The sequence below is a fragment of the Blastococcus litoris genome (assembly GCF_003075095.1).
GTDB lineage: Bacteria > Actinomycetota > Actinomycetes > Mycobacteriales > Geodermatophilaceae > Blastococcus_B > Blastococcus_B litoris.
The window spans coordinates 25,189-45,824 of the sequence record NZ_QCZF01000014.1 but is presented as its reverse complement, the minus strand read 5'-3'; the positions used below and the strand labels follow the sequence as shown (position 1 = coordinate 45,824).

The 20,636-nt window shown below is 74.3% G+C and carries 21 protein-coding genes; 12 read left to right on the top strand and 9 right to left on the bottom strand.

Annotated elements, in window-relative coordinates:
- The first annotated feature begins 127 nt into the window (after window positions 1-127).
- The 6 genes from DCS98_RS21435 (at window position 128) to DCS98_RS21410 (ending at window position 4,860) form a co-directional block, all read left to right on the top strand.
- Window positions 128-946 carry a TetR/AcrR family transcriptional regulator C-terminal domain-containing protein gene (locus tag DCS98_RS21435; protein ID WP_116453511.1) on the top strand — a complete coding sequence of 273 codons (819 nt, stop codon included), beginning with the start codon at window positions 128-130 and terminating at the stop codon, window positions 944-946.
- A gap of 128 nt (window positions 947-1,074) precedes the next feature.
- Window positions 1,075-1,836: a DUF2382 domain-containing protein gene (locus DCS98_RS21430; RefSeq protein ID WP_116453510.1), complete on the top strand. Its 762-nt coding sequence runs from the start codon at window positions 1,075-1,077 to the stop codon at window positions 1,834-1,836.
- On the top strand, window positions 1,836-2,417 hold the full coding sequence (locus DCS98_RS21425) for a hypothetical protein (protein WP_116453509.1): 582 nt from the start codon (window positions 1,836-1,838) through the stop codon (window positions 2,415-2,417). The genes DCS98_RS21430 and DCS98_RS21425 overlap by 1 nt, the downstream gene beginning before the upstream one ends.
- A gap of 127 nt (window positions 2,418-2,544) precedes the next feature.
- On the top strand, window positions 2,545-3,210 hold the full coding sequence (locus tag DCS98_RS21420) for an N-acetyltransferase (RefSeq protein WP_116453508.1): 666 nt from the start codon (window positions 2,545-2,547) through the stop codon (window positions 3,208-3,210).
- A gap of 80 nt (window positions 3,211-3,290) precedes the next feature.
- On the top strand, window positions 3,291-3,644 hold the full coding sequence (locus DCS98_RS21415; protein ID WP_116453507.1) for a YciI family protein: 354 nt from the start codon (window positions 3,291-3,293) through the stop codon (window positions 3,642-3,644).
- Between the two features lie 4 nt (window positions 3,645-3,648).
- Window positions 3,649-4,860: an RNA polymerase sigma factor gene (locus DCS98_RS21410; protein ID WP_116453506.1), complete on the top strand. Its 1,212-nt coding sequence runs from the start codon at window positions 3,649-3,651 to the stop codon at window positions 4,858-4,860.
- Here DCS98_RS21410 and arfB read toward each other — a convergent pair.
- Window positions 4,857-5,297, bottom strand: coding sequence for an alternative ribosome rescue aminoacyl-tRNA hydrolase ArfB (gene arfB / locus DCS98_RS21405; RefSeq protein WP_116453505.1), 441 nt, complete (start codon window positions 5,295-5,297; stop codon window positions 4,857-4,859). The genes DCS98_RS21410 and arfB overlap by 4 nt on opposite strands.
- A 20-nt stretch (window positions 5,298-5,317) precedes the next feature.
- Entirely contained in the window at window positions 5,318-6,340 is a 1,023-nt protein-coding gene (locus DCS98_RS21400) for an aminoglycoside phosphotransferase family protein (RefSeq protein ID WP_116453541.1), read from the bottom strand.
- Between the two features lie 119 nt (window positions 6,341-6,459).
- On the opposite strand from DCS98_RS21400, the gene mmuM reads away from it, so the two are divergent.
- Window positions 6,460-7,362, top strand: a complete 903-nt coding sequence (mmuM, locus tag DCS98_RS21395) for a homocysteine S-methyltransferase (protein WP_241038555.1) — start codon at window positions 6,460-6,462, stop codon at window positions 7,360-7,362.
- A gap of 37 nt (window positions 7,363-7,399) precedes the next feature.
- Here mmuM and DCS98_RS21390 read toward each other — a convergent pair whose 3' ends face one another.
- Complete coding sequence (locus DCS98_RS21390) at window positions 7,400-8,257, bottom strand: glucose 1-dehydrogenase (RefSeq protein WP_116453504.1); 858 nt, start codon at window positions 8,255-8,257, stop codon at window positions 7,400-7,402.
- A 99-nt stretch (window positions 8,258-8,356) separates the two neighbouring features.
- On the bottom strand, window positions 8,357-8,494 hold the full coding sequence (locus tag DCS98_RS23190; protein ID WP_164704706.1) for a hypothetical protein: 138 nt from the start codon (window positions 8,492-8,494) through the stop codon (window positions 8,357-8,359).
- 157 nt (window positions 8,495-8,651) lie between these two features.
- Here DCS98_RS23190 and DCS98_RS21385 point away from each other — a divergent pair, with 157 nt between their 5' ends.
- Window positions 8,652-11,198 (top strand): DEAD/DEAH box helicase, encoded by a 2,547-nt coding sequence (locus tag DCS98_RS21385; RefSeq protein WP_116453503.1) that lies wholly within the window; start codon window positions 8,652-8,654, stop codon window positions 11,196-11,198.
- Window positions 11,199-11,210: 12 nt separating this feature from the next.
- Here the strand turns inward: DCS98_RS21385 and DCS98_RS21380 are convergent, their stop codons facing one another.
- The gene (locus DCS98_RS21380; RefSeq protein WP_116453502.1) at window positions 11,211-13,355 is read right to left on the bottom strand and encodes an FG-GAP repeat domain-containing protein; all 2,145 of its coding nucleotides are present in this window, start codon (window positions 13,353-13,355) and stop codon (window positions 11,211-11,213) included.
- A gap of 258 nt (window positions 13,356-13,613) precedes the next feature.
- On the opposite strand from DCS98_RS21380, the gene DCS98_RS23185 reads away from it, so the two are divergent.
- The 3 genes from DCS98_RS23185 to DCS98_RS21370 all read left to right on the top strand — a co-directional run bounded on the left by DCS98_RS23185 (window position 13,614) and on the right by DCS98_RS21370 (window position 15,864).
- Window positions 13,614-14,267 carry a hypothetical protein gene (locus DCS98_RS23185; protein WP_164704705.1) on the top strand — a complete coding sequence of 218 codons (654 nt, stop codon included), beginning with the start codon at window positions 13,614-13,616 and terminating at the stop codon, window positions 14,265-14,267.
- Between the two features lie 62 nt (window positions 14,268-14,329).
- Window positions 14,330-15,094, top strand: coding sequence for a sulfite exporter TauE/SafE family protein (locus DCS98_RS21375; RefSeq protein ID WP_116453539.1), 765 nt, complete (start codon window positions 14,330-14,332; stop codon window positions 15,092-15,094).
- Window positions 15,091-15,864 (top strand): sulfite exporter TauE/SafE family protein, encoded by a 774-nt coding sequence (locus DCS98_RS21370; RefSeq protein ID WP_116453501.1) that lies wholly within the window; start codon window positions 15,091-15,093, stop codon window positions 15,862-15,864. Before DCS98_RS21375 ends, DCS98_RS21370 begins: the two co-directional genes overlap by 4 nt.
- Here the strand turns inward: DCS98_RS21370 and DCS98_RS21365 are convergent.
- Window positions 15,854-16,390, bottom strand: a complete 537-nt coding sequence (locus DCS98_RS21365; protein ID WP_116453500.1) for a hypothetical protein — start codon at window positions 16,388-16,390, stop codon at window positions 15,854-15,856. The two genes, DCS98_RS21370 and DCS98_RS21365, sit on opposite strands and share 11 nt — an antisense overlap.
- 140 nt (window positions 16,391-16,530) lie before the next feature.
- Between DCS98_RS21365 and DCS98_RS21360 the strand changes: the two genes are divergently transcribed.
- Window positions 16,531-17,013 carry a GNAT family N-acetyltransferase gene (locus DCS98_RS21360; protein ID WP_206340385.1) on the top strand — a complete coding sequence of 161 codons (483 nt, stop codon included), beginning with the start codon at window positions 16,531-16,533 and terminating at the stop codon, window positions 17,011-17,013.
- On the opposite strand, the gene DCS98_RS21355 is transcribed toward DCS98_RS21360, so the two are convergent.
- The 3 genes from DCS98_RS21355 to DCS98_RS21345 form a co-directional block, all read right to left on the bottom strand.
- Window positions 17,003-17,713, bottom strand: a complete 711-nt coding sequence (locus DCS98_RS21355) for an HNH endonuclease family protein (protein ID WP_206340384.1) — start codon at window positions 17,711-17,713, stop codon at window positions 17,003-17,005. The two genes, DCS98_RS21360 and DCS98_RS21355, sit on opposite strands and share 11 nt — an antisense overlap.
- 84 nt (window positions 17,714-17,797) lie before the next feature.
- On the bottom strand, window positions 17,798-19,468 hold the full coding sequence (locus DCS98_RS21350) for an alpha-amylase family protein (protein ID WP_116453499.1): 1,671 nt from the start codon (window positions 19,466-19,468) through the stop codon (window positions 17,798-17,800).
- A complete protein-coding gene (locus DCS98_RS21345; protein WP_116453498.1) occupies window positions 19,465-20,508 on the bottom strand; it encodes a TIGR03885 family FMN-dependent LLM class oxidoreductase in 1,044 nt (347 codons plus the stop codon). Before DCS98_RS21345 ends, DCS98_RS21350 begins: the two co-directional genes overlap by 4 nt.
- Between the last annotated feature and the right edge of the window lie 128 nt (window positions 20,509-20,636).

Genomic DNA, 20,636 nt, shown 5'->3' with positions numbered 1-20,636 from the left:
TTCCCCCCGTGGACACCGGCGTCAACGCTGCGTTCCGGCTCCCTCACACGGGGGCGGGGCGCGGTGTGCGCTGCGCACCGGCGCAGGATGGGGCCGAGGGGGCGAACGCGAGACGAGGGAGCTGGTCATGACCGGGCCGGACACGACGCCGGGCACGCTGCCCGACGAGAGCGCCGATCCCGACACCCCCGAGGGCCGCGGCGGCGCTGCCGCGGTCATCCCCGCCGCCTCGCCCGGCACCGCCCGCGGCGGGCTCGACCGCCGGCGCGTCCTGGGTGCGGCGATCGAGTTCATCGACCAGCAGGGCCTCGACGCGCTGACGATGCGTCGCCTCGGCGCCCACCTCGGGGTCGAGGCGATGGCGCTGTACCGCTACGTGCCCGGTCGGGAGAACCTCCTCGACGGCGTGGTCGAGTCGGTGATCGACGAGCTCTACGGCGATCCGGACGTGCACCTGGCCGCCTCCCACGGCTGGCAGGACTACCTGCAGCGGCTGGCGCACGGCGTGCGGCGAATCGCCCTCGCCCACCCCGAGGTGTTCCCGCTGGTCGCCACCCGCCCGCCCGCTGCTCCGTGGGTTCGGCCGCCGCTGCGCAGCCTGCGGTGGGTGGAGTCCTTCCTCGACGCGCTCATCGGCAGCGGCTTCACCCAGGAGTCGGCGGTGGCGGCGTACCGGGCGTACTCCAGCTTCCTGCTCGGTCACCTGCTGCTGGAGGTCTCGCAGAAGGGCGTGAAGATCAGCCCGGAGGACCAGCCCGACGGCGTGCCGGAGGCGGCGGCGAGCACCGACCTGAGCGAGTACCCCACCGTCGTCCGGTTGGAGCCGCTGCTCTCCCTGGACGAGTCGGCCGCGGAGTTCGAGGAGGCGCTCGAGAACCTGCTCGAGCGCCTCGAGGTGGTGCTGCGGGAGGGACGGACGCCGCGCCGCGGTGATCCGCGGGACTGATCCGGCGCGACACGCGGGCGTCTCGTTTACAACGTAAATCGAGGGGCACGGCCTGGACCGGCCCTCGGCGGAGCACGTACCCCCGAGGCGAGACCGCAACCCCGGCCCTGAACCCGCGAGGAGCGCACGTGATCACCGAACAGCAGCTCAGCAGCGTCATCGGCAGCACCGCCCACGGCGCGGACGGCAAGCTCGGCACGGTCGGCGAGGTCTACCTCGACGACGAGACCGGCCGCCCCGAGTGGGCCACCGTCCGCACCGGCATGTTCGGCACGAAGGAGTCCTTCGTGCCGCTGGCCGACGCCGACCTGTCCGGCAGCGACCTCCGCCTGCCCTGCGACAAGGACACGGTGTCGCACGCGCCGAAGATCGACACCGACGGCCACCTCTCCCCCGCCGAGGAGGCCGAGCTCTACCGCTACTACGGCGTCGGGTCGGGCACCGGCGAGCAGTTCACCGGCACGACGACCACCACGGGCACCGTCGGGCACGACACCAGCGGCCCCACCACCGACGACGCGATGACCCGCTCGGAGGAGCACCTGAACGTCGGCACCCGGCGGGTGGAGGCCGGCCGTGCCCGGCTGCGCAAGTACGTCGTCACCGAGAACGTGACGCAGACGGTGCCGGTGTCGCACGAGGAGGTCCGCCTCGAGCGCGAGCCGATCACCGACGCCGACGCGGGCGCCGCCCTCGACGGCCCCGCCATCTCGGAGGAGGAGCACGAGGTGGTGCTGCACGCCGAGCGGCCGGTCGTGGCCAAGGAGGCCGTGCCGGTCGAGCGCGTACGTCTGGACACCGAGACGGTGACCTCGCAGGAGACGGTGACCGACACCGTCCGCAAGGAGCAGGTCGAGCTCGACGCCGACACCGACGTCCGGCGGTCCTGATGTCCGAGGGCGCCCATTCCACCAAGGGCGCGGCCCGCGACGCGGTCGACGCCCAGCGGTCCCGCTACGGCGGGATCACGTGGGGCGCGGCGTTCTTCGGCTGGCTGTCGGCGAACGGCCTGGCGGTCCTGCTCGTCGCGCTGCTCAGCGCGGCGGGCGTCGCGATCGGGCTGACGCAGGGCGTGCCCTCGACCGACGAGGCGGTCCAGCAGGCGGACACGATCAGCATCGTCGGCGGCATCGTGCTGCTGGTGATCCTGTTCCTCGCCTACCTGGCCGGCGGCTACGTGGCCGGCCGGATGGCGCGGTTCGACGGCGCCCGGCAGGGCATCGCCGTCTGGGTCATCGGGCTGCTCGTGGTCGTCCTGCTCGCGGTGCTCGGGCTGGTCTTCGGCTCGCAGTACAACGTGCTGCAGGAGCTCGACCTGCCGCGCATCCCCATCGACGAGGGCACGGCGACGACCGGCGGCATCATCGCGCTGGTCGCCGTCCTGCTGGTCACGCTGCTAGGGGCCGTCCTCGGCGGCACGCTGGGCGACAGGTACCACCGCAAGGTCGACCGCGCGGGCTTCGACGCCTGATGAAGGACCCCGTTCTCCTCACCGCTCGCAAGCTCGCAGCGAGCCTCTGAACGGGGCCTGACCGCACGGGGGCCGCCCCACCCGGGGCGGTCCCCGTCCGCGTCCGCGGACGTGGTGGGATGCCGGGGTGACCCAGGGGCCCACCATCCGGCGGATCGACTCCCCGGACGACGAGGGGCCCGACGTCCGGCCCGCCGAGCAGCGCGACGTCCCGCGCATCGCGGCCACCCTGACCGTCGCGCTCGCCGACTCGCGCTGGACGCGCTGGGCGCTGCCCGACGACGGCCGGATGCAGCGGCTGACCCGGCTGCACGAGCTCGACGCCGGCCACCGCGGCGTCGGCACGCGGACCGCCTGGGTGACCGAGGACGTCGACGCCGTCGCCGTGTGGGAACCCCCGCCGGGCGCCGAGGGCACCACCCCGCTCCCGGCCGACGTCCGGGCGGCTCTGGCGAGCGAGCTGCCCTACCTCTCGGCGCACCGCATCAGCGCCGTCCGGGACACCGCGGCGCTCATCGCGAGCCACCGCCCCGAGCAGCCGCACTGGTGGCTGCTGCACCTGGGCGTGCGCCCCAGCTCGCGCCGGCGCGGCCTGGCTGCGGCGGTCCTCGCCCCGGTGCTTGTCCGCTGCGACACCGACCGGACGCTCGCCGCGACCGCGGTGTTCGGCTGGGCGAACGTGCGCTTCCTGCGCGGCTTCGGGTTCGAGGTCACCGCCGAGCTGCGGACCACGGACGACGAACTTCCGCTCTGGGTGCTCGTCCGGCAACCTCAGCGGCGATTTCCCGGCTGACCCTGTCGAGATCGGGCCGGGCCGTTCGTACAGGGGGTGAGCGACGGCAGGACGCCGGCGCCGACCCGAGGAGGAACGCCATGCCGCAGTACCTGATGACCGTGGTCGAGCCGAGCACCGGCCCCGGCCTGGAGCCGGGACAGCTCGAGCAGATCATGAAGGACGTCGACGCCCTCCACCACGAGATGCACGAGGCCGGCGTCTGGGTGTTCGGCGGTGGGCTGCGCCCGCCGCACACCGCCACCACCCTCCGCCCCGCCGACGACGACGTCCTCGTGGTCGACGGACCGTTCGCCGAGGGCAAGGAGCACGCCGGGGGCTTCTCGATCATCGACGTGCCGGACCTGGACGCCGCGCTCGCATGGGGCCGCAAGCTGGTCGCCGCGACCACGATCCCCATCGAGGTCCGGCCGTTCTACGACTCCGAGAGCTGACCGGGTGGGTCCTCCGGACGCACCGGGGATCGAGCGGACCTTCCGTGAGAGCTACGGCAGGGCGGTCGCGGTCCTCACCCGCCTCCTCGGCGACATCGACGCCGCCGAGGAGGCGGTGCAGGACGCGTTCCTGACCGCCGTCGCGCGCTGGCCCACCAATGGCGTGCCGCCGTCCCCGGCCGGCTGGATCGTGACGACCGCCCGCAACCGGGCGGTCGACCGGCTCCGCCGGGAGAGCACCCGCACCGACCGGTACCGCCAGGCGGCGCTGCTGCACGACGACACCCCGACGGCCGACGAGGAGGGTCCCGTGCCCGACGACCGGCTGCGGATGGTCTTCACCTGCTGCCACCCGGCGCTGTCCACGCCCGCGCAGGTCGCCCTCACCCTGCGCCTGCTCGGCGGGCTGACGACCGCCGAGATCGCCGCCGCGTTCCTCGTGCCGGAGGCCACGATGGCTCAGCGGCTGGTCCGGGCGAAGGCGAAGATCCGCGACGCCCGCATCCCCTACCGGGTGCCGCGCGAGGCGGAGCTGCCCGACCGGCTGCCGCCGGTGCTCGCCGTGGTCTACCTGGTCTTCACCGAAGGGCACAGCGCCTCGTCCGGGGACCGTCTGGTGCGCGAGGACCTGTGCGCCGAGGCCATCCGGCTCGGGCGCCTCCTGACCGAGCTGATGCCCGACGAGCCCGAGGTCACCGGGCTGCTCGCCCTGATGCTGCTCACCGACGCCCGGCGCCCCGCGCGCGTCGGCCCGGACGGCGAGCTCGTGCTGCTGGCCGACCAGGACCGCGGGCTGTGGGACAGGTCCCTGATCGCCGAGGGCCAGGACCTCGTGCGCGCCTGCCTGCGCCGCAACCGTCCCGGCCCGTACCAGCTGCAGGCCGCCATCAACGCCGTCCACAGCGACCCCGGGCCCACCGACTGGCGGCAGGTCCTCGCGCTCTACGACCAGCTGCTGGTCGTGGCGCCGAGCCCCGTGGTCGCGCTCAACCGGGCGGTGGCCGTCGCGGAGGTGCGGGGCCCCGCGGCGGCGCTGTCGCTGGTCGACGCCCTCGACCTCGACCGGCTCGACGTGTTCCACGCGGTGCGCGCCGACCTGCTCCGCAGGCTCGGGCGGTCCCCGGAGGCGGCCGAGGCGTACACGACGGCGATCGCGCGGAGCGGGAACGAGACGGAGCGCCGGTTCCTGCGCCGTCGGCTGGCGGAGCTGGGCTAGTCCCAGGAACGGCGCTGCTTCTTCAGCTGCCCGCGCTGCTTCTTCGCCTCGATGCGACGTTCCTGCGAGCCCCGGGTCGGCTTGGTGCGCCGGCGGCTGGGCGGGGGTGGCGCGAGCGCGGCACGCAGCACCGCGGCCAGCCGGTCCCGGGCCGCCTGCCGGTTGCGCAGCTGCTGCCGGTGCTCGCTGGCGGTGACGGTGAGCACGCCGTCGACCAGCCGGGCGGCGAGGCGGGACGCCAGCCGGGCGCGCTGCGGATCGCTCAGCCCCGGCAGCTCCAGCGGGACGACCGACAGCTCCACGCGGGAATCGGCGGTGTTCACGCCCTGGCCGCCGGGACCCGACGACCGCGAGAACCGCCAGCTCAGCGACCCGGCCGGCACCACGAGGGAGCCGGTGACGGGGAGGTCCCCCGAGGCGTCGTCCGTGACCGGCATGCGCACAGTGTGGCCGACCCTCACGCCGGTACCGCCGAGAGCGGCCCCGGGCGCAGGTGCTCCGCCGTCCACCCCGGCACGCTGGCGGCCCACTCGGCGCGCTCCCCGGGGTGCACGCCGCGCAGGATCCGGCGCCAGGACAGCGCGCGGGCCAGCGGAGCCACCCGCAGCGCCGCACCGCACTGCTCGAGCAGCTGCGCGGGCGTGCCGAACGAGGACCAGGGCTCGAGGTAGGCGTCGCGCAACCGGCGCAGCGCGGGGTCGCCGTCGGGCAGGTCCAGGGCCCGGGCGGCCATCCGGAGGGTCACGAGCAGGCTCAGGAAGGGGTGCGCGACCGAGGCGTCGCCCCAGTCGAAGAAGCGGTAGGCCCCACCGTCGGCGAACACATTCGCGTCGTGCAGGTCGTCGTGCTGCAGCGTGGCCGGGACGCCGCCGCCGTCCAGCCTGCGGCAGTCGTCGGCGAAGCGGCCGGACGAGGCGCGCACGGCCGCCCGGTCGGCGGCCCGCAACCCGTCCGGGCGGCCGGCGAGCAGCGCCTCGTCGTCGGCGAGCAGGTCGTCGACCAGGTCGGGGAGGCGCTCGGCCCGGCAGTCGGGGACCCCTGCGTGGACCATCGCCTCGGCGTGCGGCACGAGGCGGACCTGCAGGTCGGCGTACGCCTGGAGCATCCGCGCCCACGAGGAGAGGTCGGGTCCGCTCTGCCGGAGCGTGCGGCCACCGTCGGGCAGCAGGACGAGGCGGCGCTCGGGGTCGACGGCCAGCGGCACCAGCACCCGGTCGGGGACCCAGCGCCCCAGCGCCTCGGCCAGGACCGGTTCCTGCGCGGAGCCGGGCCCCACCGCCTTGAGCCACACCGATCCGCCGCCGCGGACGGGCAGGCGGAAGGCCGTCGACCAGGCGCGCACGTGCGGCTGCTCCACCTCGCCGGCCGGCACGAGCCCCGCCCGGGCCAGGTGCGCGGACGCCCAGTCCAGGGCCGCGGCGCGCCACGCGGGGTCGCGCCAGGTGGCGGCCCCCGTCGTCCCTCCCTGCCCCGTGCGCACCGGGAGACGGTAGGTGGCCACCGGTCCCCGCGCACGCGGTTTCCGGCGGACCGCCCGCCGGTACGGGCTCGGCACCGCGGGTCGCGCCGGGGCGGCGGTACCGCGGGATGATCGCGGGCATGCCTTCGCTGCGTGCTGCGCTCGCCACCGGGCCGCTCGTCCTCGACGGCGGGCTGTCCACGGAGCTCGATGCACGCGGGCACGACGTCTCGTCCGCCCTGTGGTCGGCCCGGCTGCTCCGCGACGACCCGGCGGCCGTCGTGGCCGCGCACGCCGCGTTCGCGGCTGCCGGCGCCCAGGTGGCGACGACGGCGAGCTACCAGGCGACGGTCGAGGGCTTCGGCGCGGCGGGGGTGGACGCGGACGAGGCCCGGCGGCTGATCGCGTCGTCGGTGGCGCTGGCCCGCGAGGGGCAGGGCGGAACCGGCTGGGTCGCCGGGTCGGTGGGGCCCTACGGCGCGATGCTGGCCGACGGATCGGAGTACACCGGCGGCTACGTCGCCGAGGTGGGAGTGCCCGGCCTGCGCGCGTTCCACCGCCCGCGGATGCACCTGCTCGCCGACGCCGGCGCCGACGTGCTGGCCTGCGAGACCGTGCCCGCGGCGGCCGAGGCGGAGGCGCTGCTCGCCGAGGCCGACGCCCTCGGCGTCCCGGTGTGGCTGTCGCTGACCACCGTGGTCGACGGAGACGGCGTCGCCCGGACCCGCCGCGGCGAGCGGGCCGCGGACGTCTTCGCGATGGCGGCCGACGTCGATGCCGTGGTCGCGGTGGGGGTCAACTGCACGGCGCCGGCGGCCGTCGGGCCGGCGCTCGCCGCCGCCACGACCGCCGGCCGCCCGGTCGTCGTCTACCCGAACAGCGGCGAGACGTGGGACGCCGCCGGCCGGCGGTGGACCGGGCCCCCCGGGGTCTCGCCGGAGGACGTCCCCGGGTGGACCGCCGCGGGGGCCCGGCTGGTCGGCGGCTGCTGCCGCGTCCGCCCGGCCGGCGTCGGGCGGATCGCGGCAGCGCTGCGCGCCTGAGCGGCCGACGTGGCCACAATGGCTCCTCTCGAGCCCCTCAGAGGATCGGGTTGCCGCCGGTGACGGCCACGCGCGCGCCCGAGACGTAGGACGCCTCGTCGCTGGCGAGCAGGACGTAGACCGGCGCGAGCTCGGCCGGCTGCCCGGCACGACCCATCGGCACCTGCTCGCCGAAGCTCTCCACCTTCTCCTCGGGCATGGTGGCCGGGATCAGCGGCGTCCAGATCGGGCCCGGGGCGACGCTGTTGGCGCGGATGCCCTTGTCGGCGTACATCTGCGCCATGCTCGCCGTGAAGTTGGCGATGCCGGCCTTGGTCATCGCGTAGGGCGCCAGGTTCGGGCTCGGCATGTCGGAGTTGACCGATGACGAGTTGATGATCGCTCCGCCGGCCGGCATGTGCGGGATCGCGTCCCTGGTCAGGACGAACATGGCGGTGAGGTTGGTGGCGACGGTGTGGTCCCACTCGTCGTCCGACACCTCGTCGAGGGTGTCGTGGCTCATCTGGAAGGCGGCGTTGTTCACCAGGATGTCGACCTTGCCGAACTCCTCGACCGCCTTCGGGATGATCGTCCTGCAGTGCGCGCGGTCGGAGAGGTCACCGGGCACCAGCACGCACTTCCGCCCCGCCTCCTCGACGTACCTCGCGGTGTCCTGCGCGTCCTCGTGCTCGTCCAGGTACGAGATCAGGACGTCGGCGCCCTCGCGGGCGAAGGCGATGGCGACCGCGCGACCGATGCCGCTGTCGCCGCCGGTGATCACCGCGGCCTTGCCGCTCAGCTTCCCGGACCCGCGGTAGCTCTCCTCGCCGTGGTCCGGCCGGGGATCCATCTTCCCGAGCACCCCCGGCACGTCCTGCTTCTGCGCGGGCTGGCTCTCGGGGCGGGGCGATGACATGGGCGTCCTCCGGTGGGTGCACGGGTGCCCGGACCCCTGCGGCCCGGAACTGTCCCGCGCGCTACCCGACGAGGACGAGGGGGAACCTGCGCCGGCGGCTCAGGCCGCCCGCGACACCTCCGCGGCACGCACGGCCGTGACCGGGCCGGACAGCTGCCAGCGCATCTCCAGCCGCCGCCTGCCGTCGGCGTCCACGACGGGAACCCACCGGCACTCCGGGCATCCCAGATCACGCATCGTCCATCCACCTTCCGTTCACCTGTTGTTCACCTTCTCTCCACTTCGGCGTCCACTACGCCCCTCTTCAGGTTCCGTTACCACTTCGTGACCGAACCCGCCCCGATCGGGCGGCTGCGCGGGAAGCCCCGGGGCATCGGGCACGCTGGTGCCCCTGATGACGACCACCGCCCCTCCCCTGCTCGACGACGCCGCCGACCTGACCGCCCTCCGAGCGAAGGGCGGCGACGCCGACGAGCTGTTCGCCACCTTCGCCGCGTGGGCCGAAGCGGGCGGCACCGTGCTCTACCCCGCCCAGGAGGAGGCGCTGATCGAGCTGGTCAGCGGCGCGAACGTCGTCCTGGCCACGCCCACCGGGTCGGGCAAGTCGCTGGTGGCGACGGGCGCCCAGTACGCGGCACTCGCGGGTGGGCGGCGCAGCTACTACACCGCGCCGATCAAGGCGCTGGTCAGCGAGAAGTTCTTCGCCCTCTGCGGGGTCTTCGGCGCCGCGAACGTCGGGATGCTGACCGGCGACGCGAGCGTGAACCCCGGCGCCCCGATCATCGCCTGCACCGCCGAGGTGCTGGCCAACATCGCGCTGCGCGAGGGCGCGGACGCCGACATCGGGCTCGTCGTCATGGACGAGTTCCACTTCTACGGCGACCCCGACCGCGGCTGGGCGTGGCAGGTGCCGCTGCTGGAGCTGCCGAGGGCGCAGTTCCTGCTGATGAGCGCCACGCTCGGCGACGTCACGTCCCTGCGCGAGGACCTCACCCGGCGCACCGGCCGGCCCACCGCGCTGGTGGCCAATGCCGAGCGCCCGGTGCCGCTGCACCACTACTACGCGACGACGCCGATGCACGAGACGATCCAGGAGCTGCTCGACACGAAGCAGGCGCCGGTCTACGTCGTGCACTTCACCCAGGCGTCGGCACTCGAGCGGGCGCAGGCACTGATGAGCGTCAACGTGTCGACGAAGGAGGAGAAGGCCGCGATCGCCGAGATGATCGGCGGCTTCCGGTTCTCCTCGGCGTTCGGCACCACGCTCAGCAGGCTGGTCCGGCACGGCATCGGCGTCCACCACGCCGGGATGCTGCCCAAGTACCGGCGGCTGGTGGAGCAGCTGGCCCAGGCCGGCCTGCTCAAGGTCATCTGCGGCACCGACACCCTCGGCGTCGGCATCAACGTGCCCATCCGGACCGTCGTCTTCTCGGCCCTGTCCAAGTACGACGGCACCCGCATGCGGCTGCTGCAGGTGCGCGAGTTCCACCAGATCGCCGGGCGGGCCGGGCGGGCCGGCTACGACACGGCGGGCACCGTCGTCGTCCAGGCGCCCGAGCACGAGGTCGAGAACCTCAAGATGTTCGCGAAGGTCGAGGACGACCCGAAGAAGCGCCGCAAACTGGTCCGCAAGAAGGCGCCCGAGGGCATGGTGCCCTGGAGCGAGGCCACCATGAACCGGCTGATCGAGTCCGAGCCGGAGAAGCTGACCAGCCACATGCGGGTGACGACGGCGATGCTGCTCGACGTCGTCGACCGGCCGGGCGACCCGGTCGCGGCCATGCGCCGGCTGCTGACCGACAACCACGAGCCGCGCAAGCGGCAGCTGCGGCTCATCCGCGAGGCCATCGGCATCGCCCGGTCGCTGCTGCAGGCCGGCGTCCTGGAACGGTTGCCGGAGCCGGAGCCGGACGGCCGCCGCTACGACCTGACCCTCGACCTGCCCGAGGACTTCGCGCTCAACCAGCCGCTGTCGACCTTCGCGCTGGCCGCCATCGACCTGCTCGACCCGGCGTCGGACACGTACGCCATGGACGTCGTGAGCGTCATCGAGGCGACCCTCGACGACCCGCGGCAGATCCTCGCGGCGCAGCTGAACAAGGCCAAGGGCGAGGCCGTCGCGCAGATGAAGGCCGAGGGCATCGAGTACGAGGAGCGGATGGAGCTGCTCGAGGAGGTCAGCTACCCCAAGCCGCTCGAGGAGCTGCTGGGCCACGCCTACGACGTCTACCGCCAGACCAACCCGTGGGCCGCCGACGCGCAGCTGTCGCCCAAGTCGGTCGTGCGCGAGATCTGGGAGCAGGCGTCCACCTTCCGCGAGTTCGTGAACACCTACGGGCTGACGCGGTCCGAGGGGGCGGTGCTGCGCTACCTCTCCGACGCCTTCAAGGCGCTGCGGTCGGGAGTGCCTGCCTCCGCCCGGACCGAGGAGGTCACCGACCTGGTCGAGTGGCTCGGCGAGCTGGTGCGCCAGGTGGACTCCTCGCTGCTCGACGAGTGGGAGGCGCTGACCAATCCGGACGACGGGCCGGTGGCCGAGGTCGCCGTCCCGGCGCGGCCCCGCCCGCTCACCGGCAACCGGCGGGCGTTCACCGCGATGGTCCGCAATGCGCTGTTCCGCCGCGTCGAGCTGTTCGCCCGCCGTCGCTGGTACGACCTCGGGGAGCTCGACTCCTCCTCCGGCTGGGACGCCGACCGGTGGGAGCAGGTCGTGCGGGGGTACTTCGAGGAGCACGACGAGCTGCTGACCGGCGCCGACGCCCGCGGCCCGGCGCTGCTCATCGTCGACGAGGACGAGCCGGGCGTCTGGCGGGTGCGCCAGATCCTCGACGACCCCGAGGGCAACCACGACTGGGGCATCGACGTCGAGGTCGACCTGGAGGCCTCGGACGAGGAGGGCGCCGCGGTGCTCCGCGTCGTCGAGGCGGGCCGCAAGGACTGACGTCGGGAGCGGTCAGTCGAACAGGCGGAAACCCGTCCAACCGCTGCCGATCGGCCTGCTCGCCAGGAAACCGCCCTCGCCGTCGCCCGGGTAGAGCACCAGGGCCCCGTTGCCCGCCTGGGCGAGCAGGTCCGATCGCCCGTCGCCGTCCCAGTCGCCGGGTCCGACGATCTGCGCGAAGCCCTGCCAGCCGACACCGATGGTGCGCTGACCGGAGAAGCCACCTGTCCCGTTGCCGGAGTACAGGTGCAGGTAACCGGCCCAGTCCCGGGCTACGAGGTCGGGCAGGCCGTCGCGGTTCCAGTCACCCCCGGCGGACAGGTCGGTCATGCCGCCCCAGCCGGTGCCGACGACCGAGGGGCTGCCGAAGGCGCCCGTCCCGTTGCCCGGGTAGAGCAGCAGCGCGCCGTCGCCGCGCCGGCGTGCCAGGAGGTCGACCGGGCCGTCCCCGTTCCAGTCGCCGGGCGAGAAGACGGCGTCGAAACCGCCCCAGCCGATCCCGACGACCCGCCCGAAGAAGAATCCGCCCCTGCCGTCGCCCGTGTAGAGCCACAGGTCGCCGTTGCCCGGGTTCCGGGCCAGCACGTCGTCGTGGCCGTCGCCGTTCCAGTCCCCCGTCGTCATCAGCTGGTCGCGGCCGGTCCAGCCCGACCCGACCGTGCGCCGTGGGGCGAACCCGCCGCCCCCGGAACCGGGGTAGAGCTGGAGCCCACCGGCCGGATCGGCGGCGAGCACGTCGGCGACGAGGTCCTCGGTCCGGTCCCGGGGGAGCGACCCGGGCGGGTCCGCGGCGACCCGGACGGTGGCCTGCCCCGCGGTGAGCGACTGCACGGTGATCGAGAGCCCGGCCCGCGCCAGGTGGACCGGGGCACCGACGGGCAGCGCCACCTGCAGGTCGCCCACACCCCCGGCGGTCGAAGGTGTCCCGTCCAGCAGGACCGAGGTGTGGTCCAGGTCCGGCCCCGCGTGCCGCAGGAGGACGCCGGCGTCGAGGCCGTAGTAGTTCCTGGCGTCGCCGAGCCAGGCGTCCTGGCCGGTCGCCGCCCGGTACTCCAGCCAGTACACGTCGGGGCCCGCACCGCCGGGCACGGCGATCTGCAGCGTGCGCACCCCCGTCCCACCGCCGAGCGGTGAGAGGCGGTAGGTCCCGAGCGGATCGCGCCCGGCGACCACGACCCGCTCCGAGTCGGGATCGACGAACCCCAGGAGCTGGGCGTGAACCGCACCCAGCGAGCCCACCTCGGTGGGGTTGCCACCCATGACGTCGTAGAAGTCGGTCACCGGGTTGCGGGCGGCGAAGCAGTTCCCCTCGTCGACCGAGGGCACCGACGGCGAGGTCGTGCACTTGAGGATCGTCGAGTCGCCGAGGCCGAAGTTGTGGCCGAGCTCGTGCGCGATGCGGCCGGTCTCGCTGCCCTTGACGTAGGCCATCCCACCTGCGCCGGGACCCTCGCCCTGCTCGCCGAGGCCCTGGCCGCAGTTCGTCAGCTCGGCGAAGTAGTACGGCAGGTAGACCAGCAGGTGACGGCCTGGTCCGGGCGAGAAGCCCACCGCTGCCGCTGCCTGGTCGAGGATCCCGTACGGGTCGTCGCAGCCCGCGGGGACCGTGACCCAGTCCGGCCAGCCGGTGGCCGACAGCTCGATCCCGCCGCCGGTCTGCTCCGCCCAGTAGTCGTGCACCGGCCCGTTCACCTGGGCGACGACGTCGGCGATCTGGGCACCGTCGGCCCGCCCGCCCCGAGGGACGACCCGGACGACCGTGACCTCGTTGGTGGCCGTGGCCGCAGCGGCGACGGGGGCGGTCAGGGACGCCGCCGCCACGACGTCGCGGGCCGGCGCGACGCCCTGCGAGACGGTCGGCTCGTCCGCGACCTCCCCGCCGAGCGTCACCTGCACGCGCGACCCCACCTCGAGCCGTACGACGTCCTCCGTGGGGATCCGCACGGTCCGGCCGTCATCGGTGCGCACCCAGCTCAGCGGGCCGGAGTCACCTCCCCCAGCCGGATCCTGGTCGCTCCACGTCCGCGCCAGCTCCCCGACGACCGACTCGGGGACCTCGTCGGCGACGGCGGACCGCGGCAGCAGCGCGACCGAGGTCACCAGGACGGCGAGAGCGACGACCGCCGGACGGCGGAAGGGTCGACGGACGGACGGCATGTCCAGGCTCCCGGGCGAGGAAGTGGGCGCCCCCGTGGCGCCGGTCGCGAAACGTACACGGCCGGTGACGGAGAATCCTCACCTCGACTCGAACGGGTGCTCCCCGTTCCCGGGACCCGACCGGCGGGCGGCGGCGGGGACACCGGTCCGGCGTGTCGCGCTCGATTGCGTCCGGTGTCGTACCGGGTGGGGTGCGGCGGCTCTAGTCTCGCTCCTGCGGCCGTCTCCCCGCGCCGCGTCGCGCCGTCGGAGGACCCGATGACCCAGCGCCTGCAGCAGCCCAGCGGCTCCGGCCGGCGCGCGCCGCGCAGGCGGGCACCACGGGTCGAGGCCCCCGTCAGCGAGCCGACGATCCTGGGCTTCCCGGCCGAGCGCGCAGGCGACACCGCACCGACCCAGGCCGCGCCGGACGTCCCGAGGGACGTCGGGATCCCGAGCCTCACCGTCGTCCGCCGGTCGGAGCCGTTCGGCGCCGCGGCGCTGGTGCTCGCCGGGGTCGCGGCCAACGTCAGCCTCCTGCTCCCGTGGTCCCGCGGCGCGGGCTCGACCGGGCTGACGCTGGTCCAGCGCGGCGGCGCGGCCCTCGACGCGGGGCTCGCCGAGTCCGCCCGCAGGGGCGTGTGGGAGCCCTTGACCGTCGTGCTGTGCGGCGGGCTGCTCGTCCTGCTCGGGTTCGCGCTGCTCGTCCCCGCCCGCGCCCACCGGCTGCTCGGGGTGCTGGCCCTGGCCGTCGCGCTCGCCGCGACCGCGGCGGCGCTGCTCCTGGCCTCCGAGGCCGGCTGGCGGGCGGACCGCTTCGGCCCGGGCATGTGGTGTGCCGTCGCCGTCCCGGTGCTCGGCCTGCTCGGGGCGCTCAAGGCCATGCTCACGCCACCGCACGTGACGGTGGCCGGTGGTGCGACTGTGAGCTGATCGACCGGCCGAGCGCGGGCGGCTGCCACGCCCGCCGTGACAGGCTCGACGGCGATGTCCGCATGACCGGCTGGGAGATGCTCGCGGTGGCGGCCGCCGGGGTGGCAGCCGGTGGCATCAACGCCGTCGTCGGCTCGGGGACGCTGGTCAGCTTCCCGGTGCTCCTGGCCGTCGGCCTGCCCCCCGTGCCGGCCACCATCAGCAACTCGCTGGGCCTGGTCGCCGGCAACGTGAGCGGCTCGATCGGCTACCGCCGCGAGCTGCGCGGCCAGCGGGGGCTGCTCCTGCGGCTCGTGCCCGCGTCGGTCCTCGGCGCGCTGACCGGCGCCTTCCTGCTGCTCCACCTGCCCGCGTCGACCTTCGAGGCCGTCGTGCCGGTGCTCATCGGGATCGCCGTCGTGCTGGTCGCCGTGCAGCCGGTGCTGCAGCGCAGGGTTCCCGAGGGGGACGGCGCCCCCGTGCGCGGTGGCCGGCTCGCTGCCCTCTTCGCCGGTGCGTACGCGACGGGCACCTACGGCGGCTACTTCGCCGCCAGCCAGGGAGTGCTGCAGATCGGCATCTTCGGCTTCCTGCTGCGCGAGTCGCTGCAGCGGCTCAACGCGCTGAAGAACGTGCTGACCCTCACCGTGAACACCGTGGCGGCCGGCGCCTACGTCGTCGTCGCCACCGACCGGATCGACTGGGCGGCCGCCGGTCTGCTGGCCGCCGGCTCGCTCGCCGGGGGCGCGGTCAGCTCCCGCTACGGCCGCCGCCTGCCGGCAAGCGTCCTCCGGACAGCGATCGTCGTCCTGGGCGTCGTCGCCATCGTGGTGCTGGTGCGCCGATGAGCGTCTGGGAGTTCGGCTTCCTCGTCCTCGCGGGCATCGGCGCGGGCCTCACCGGCAGCATCGCCGGCCTGGCCTCGCTGATCAGCTACCCGGCGCTGCTGGCGACCGGTATCCCCCCGGTCACCGCGAACGTCTCCAACACCGTGGCGCTCGTCCTCAACAGCGTCGGTTCGGTCAGCGCCTCGCGGCCGGAGCTGAAGGGCCAGGCACGACGACTGCTCCCCCTGGCGGTCGCCGCCGTCCTCGGGGGGATCGCCGGCGCCGTCCTGCTGCTGCTCACGCCGTCGGAGGCGTTCGAGCGGATCGTCCCGTTCCTCATCGCCGGGGCGTCGGCGGCCATCCTCGTGCAGCGGCCACCGCGGGACCTGGCCGCGCGGGGTGCGCAGCACCACCGGCCCGGCGCCCACGACCCCCGGTGGCTCCCGGTCGGGACGTTCGTCGTGGCCATCTACGGCGGCTACTTCGGGGCGGCAGCGGGGGTGCTGCTCCTGGCCCTCTACCTGCTGGCCACCGGCGAGGGTCTCCCCCGCGGCAACGCGATGAAGAACGTCATCCTCGGGGTGGCCAACGCCGTCGCCGCGGCCGGCTACGTGCTGTTCACGTCCGTGGCCTGGTCGGCGGTCATCCCGCTCGCGATCGGCTGCCTGGTGGGCGGCCGCATCGGGCCGGCGGTGGTGCGGCGGGCGCCCCAGGCCGGCCTGCGACGGGTGATCGCGATCGCCGGCCTGGGGCTCGCCGTGCACCTGGCGATCCAGGCGTTCAGCGGGTGACGTAGGCCGCCAGGAAGAGCACGAACCCGCTGGCGAGCAGCAGCAGCCGGGCGGGGGTGGCCCCGTTGAGCAGCCCCGCCGTCGCCTCCACCCACTGCGGCCGGACGGTGGCGTCGCGGGCGCGCTGGCGCATCATCCGCACCTCGTCGGCGAGCAGGACACCGGCGCTGCCCAGCATGCCGAGCCCCAGCACCACGAACGCGAGCGCGAGGCGGTCCTCGAAGCTCTCCGCCGTCCCGGCGAGCAGCAGGACGACGACCGCCCCGAGCAGCAGACCGAGCAGGCCGCCGGCGACGGGGGCCCACGGGCCCATCACCGTGAGCGGGCCGCGACGCGGCATCCGCGGCCGGGGCCGGACCGTCACGGGTGCGGTCGGCTGCAGGCCCGGGACGACCTCCTCCTCACGCGTCTCCGGGGCCGGGCCGGGCTCTGCCGCCGGCGGCGGGGGCACCTCGGCGGCCGGCCGGACGACCGGGATCTCGGCCGTGCCGGTCCCGACGGACGTGCTTGCGTTGCGTTCACTCATCGCTGATCACCTCGTCCGCCACGCTAGGCGCAGCCACCGCCCGCGCCCCGGACGGCGCCCAGGCGGCCCGAGCACGCTGCGTGATGCCACGCCGGGTACCACGCGGGCCGTCCGCCGACCGACCCGGGCAGACTGGCCCGGTGATCAGCATCCGGCCCGCAGTGCCCGCCGACGGACCGCGCCTGGTCGCCCTCGACCGGGCCACCTGGTCGGTGGAGAACGCCGTCGTGCCGCGGTGGGCGGAGGACACCGACTTCTTCGAGCGCCGCTCCCCCGACGACGTGCTCGTCGCCGAGCGGGACGGCCGGCCGGTCGGCTACGCCGGGCTCGGGCACCCGACGCCGCTGGAGTGCAACCGGCACGTGCTGCACGTCCAGGGGCTGGCCGTCGACCCCGCCTGCCACCGCCAGGGAGTGGCCAGGAAGCTGGTCGAGGCCGCGGTCGCCGAGGCCCGGCGGCGCGGCGCCCGCAAGCTCGGGCTGCGCGTCCTCGGCGGGAACGAGCGGGCGCGGGCGCTGTACGCCTCCTGCGGCTTCGTCGTCGAGGGGGTGCTGCGCGAGGAGTTCTTCCTGGGCGGGCGCTACGTCGACGACGTCCTCATGGCGCGCGACCTCAGCAGGTAGCGAGCAGCTGCTCCAGCGCGTCGGCCTCCGCGGGCGTGACCGACAGGGCGTACGTGGACTTCACCGTCACCACTACCGTCGCGTAGGAGCAGCCGTAGGCCGGGTCGCTGGGCGCCCACTCGTCGGCGGTCGAGTCGCCCTTCGACGAGTTCTCCGAGCGCGTCGTCGCGATCAGGTTGGCGAGGTCGTTGGCGAAGGCCTCGCGCTGCTCGTCGGTCCACGCGGCCGCACCCTGAACCCAGGCGGCGGCGAGCGGGACGACGTGGTCGATCGGCACCTCGGCCGCTGTCGCCTTCTGGAACTGCACGACCTCACCGGTGTACGGATCGTCGAGCACGCCGGCGACCACGACGCACTCCTGCGTCCCCTCGCGGACCTCGATCCGGGTCAGGTCGCGGTGCAGCACGTCGTTGCGCTGGTCGCAGCCGTTGCGGTCGACGTCGGACCACGCCGGCCCGAACACGCAGCCCTCCCCGTCGCCGCACCCGCGCTCGTAGCCGTCGAGCGAGGTCTTCTCCGCGACCGGGAGGGCGGCCAGCGCCGCCCCCGCGGCGGCCGGGTCGAGCGTTCCCGCGGGGACGTCGCCCTGGCCCACGGACGCCGCGGGCGAGGGCGGCCCGGACTCGATCTGCCACTCGAACTGGCACCCGGTCAGCGCGAGCAGCACCGCGAGCAGGACGGGGACGACGGGACGACGCACCCCCCGACGCTACGAGCGACCACCGACGGATCCACGCTCCGACAGGCCCCCGGGAGGGCCTTTGTGGCCACGAAGGCCGCTCGCTCAGACGAGGCGGCGGCTGTCCTGGGCGACGACGCGCAGCCACCGGTAGCCGTAGCCGCCCAGCGGGATCTGCACGGTGCCCGCGTCGGACACCGTGGTGCTCGCGGTCTCCAGCAGGTCGACCAGCCGGTGCGAGGAGTCGCAGCCCTCGAGGGAGATGGGCACCGTCCGCGGTTCGGGCCCGAGGTTGTGCAGGGCCACCAGCGCGCCGTCGTCCCAGGTGCACAGGTGGGCCAGCACCTCGGCGTGCGGCTGGTCGAGGACCTGGAAACCGCCCCAGCCCAGCTCCGGCGACTCGCGGTAGCGGCGGATCAGCAGCTTCATGAACGACAGCAGCGAGTCGGGGTCGTTGCGCTGGTCGGCGACGTTCACGTGCTCGGGGGCGAAGCCGCCGCTGACGACGGGACCCGGGAGCCTGCGCGGCTCGGCGGGCGAGAAGCCACCGTTGCGGCCCGACGTCCACTGCATCGGCGTCCGGACGGCGAGCCTGCCCTCGGCGTCGAGGTCCTCCCCCATCCCGATCTCCTCGCCGTAGAAGAGGACCGGCGTGCCCGGCAGCGAGAACAGCAGGCTGTAGACCATGCGCACCCGCCGCGGGTCGCCGTCCAGCATCGGTGGCAGCCGCCGCCGCAGCCCGCGACCGTAGACCTGCATCCGCTCCTCGGGCCCGAAGGCGGCGAACACCTCCTGCCGCTCCTCGTCGCCGAGCTTATCCAGCGTGAGCTCGTCGTGGTTGCGCACGAAGGTCGCCCACTGCGAGTCCGGGTCCAGCGCCGGCCGGCCCTCGAGCGCCGTCGTCAGGGGCCCGGCGTCGGCGCGGGCGAGGGACAGGTAGAGCGCCTGCATGCCGATGAAGTCGAACTGCATCGTGAGCTCGTCGCCGTCGGTGCCGCCGAAGAACTCGAGCTGCTGCTCGTAGGGCAGGTTCACCTCGCCGAGCAGGACGCCGCTGCCCGACCGCCGGCCGACGAGCGAGCGCAGGGCGCGCAGGTACTCGTGCGGCTCCGGGAACGCACCGTCGTCGCCGCCGGCGGTCTCGAGGAAGAACGGGACGGCGTCGACGCGGAAGCCGTCGAGGCCCAGCTGCAGCCAGAAGCCCATGATCTTGGCGACCTCGTCGCGCACCCGCGGGTTGGTGACGTCGAGGTCGGGCTGCTCCTTGTAGAAGCGGTGCAGATACCACTCCCCCGTCTTCTCCGACAGCGTCCAGATGCTGTCCTCCTGGTCGGGGAAGACGACCTGGTCGGAGGTGTCCGGGGGCGGGTCGGAGCGCCAGACGTAGAAGTCGCGGAACGGTGAGTCCTTCGACTGCTCGGCCGACCGGAACCAGGGGTGCTTGCGCGAGGTGTGGTTGACCACGAGGTCGGCGATGACCCGCATGCCGCGGTCCTTCGCCGTCCGGATGACCTCCACCAGGTCGCCGTGGGTGCCCAGCCGCGGGTCGACGCCGTAGAAGTCGGTGATGTCGTAGCCGTCGTCGCGCTCGGCGGTCGGGTAGAAGGGCATCAGCCACAGGCAGGTGACGCCGAGGTCGGCGAGGTGGTCGATCCGCTGCGCGAGGCCGGCGAAGTCGCCGATCCCGTCGCCGTTCCAGTCCATGAACGTCTCGACGTCGAGGCAGTAGACGACGGCGTTCTTCCACCACAGGTCCGCCGTGTCGGTGATCTTCACGGCGCGGGAACCGGGTCGACGCGGGGCCGGAGATTCTCCGCCGGGCCCGGTGGGTCGATCGCCGCGACCGGTGCCGCAGCCGTCACGCCGAGCTGGGGCAGCACGTGCTCGCCGAACGCGTCCAGGAAGGGCCGCTGCTCCTTGCCGACGTGGTGCAGGTAGATCTCGTCGAAGCCGAGGTCCAGGTACTCCTGCAGCCAGGCGGTGTGCTGCCCGAGGTCCGCGGACACCCGGACGGCGTCGGTCACGTGCTCGGGGGCGACGTGCGCGCTGGCCTGCTCGAACGCCTCGGGGCTGTCGAGGTCCCAGCACAGCGGCGGCGGGAAGACGTTGCTGCGCCACTGGTCGTGCGCGATGCCGAGCGCCCGGTCGGGGTCGGGGTCCCAGGAGACGTGCACCTGCAGCACGAGCTTGCCCTGTCCCCCGGCGTCCCGGTAGGCGGCGATCATCTCGCGGAGCTTGTCGTGCGGCTGGTTGATGGTGACCAGCCCGTCGGCCCAGTCGGCGCCGTTGCGGGCGGTGGCCACGCTCACCGCCGGCGCGATCAAGGCCGGCTGCACCTCCGGGAGCGTGTAGATCTTCGCCCGCTCCACCCGGACCAGGCCGTCGTGGGTGACCTCCTCGCCGGCCAGCAGCGCCCGGATGACGTCGACGCACTCGCGCAGCCGCGCGTCGCGGGCCTGCTTGGGCGGCCACTTGTCCCCGGTCACGTGCTCGTTCATCGCCTCGCCGCTGCCCAGCGCCACCCAGAACCGGCCGGGGAACATCGCCCCGAGCGTGGCGACCGCCTGGGCGACGATGACCGGGTGGTAGCGCTGGCCCGGGGCGTTGACCGCGCCGAAGGGCAGGCCGGTGGTGGCCATCGCGGCGCCCAGCCACGACCACGCGAACCCCGACTCGCCCTGCCGCGGGTTCCACGGCGTCAGGTGGTCGGAGCACATGGCCGCGGTGAAGCCCACGTCCTCCGCGTGCTGGACGGCCGTGAGGAGCGCCGCGGGGTGGACCTGCTCGTGGGAGTTGTGGAATCCGATCACCGGCATGCGCCATGCCTACCGGGGAGGGGAGCTCCGGGCCACGCGGACCGCGGAGGGCCGGATCCGCGTCGAGAAGGCGTTCGTGGGAGCCCGCCCCGGCGTGTCCGCGCGTGTCGACGACACCACCCGCCTCC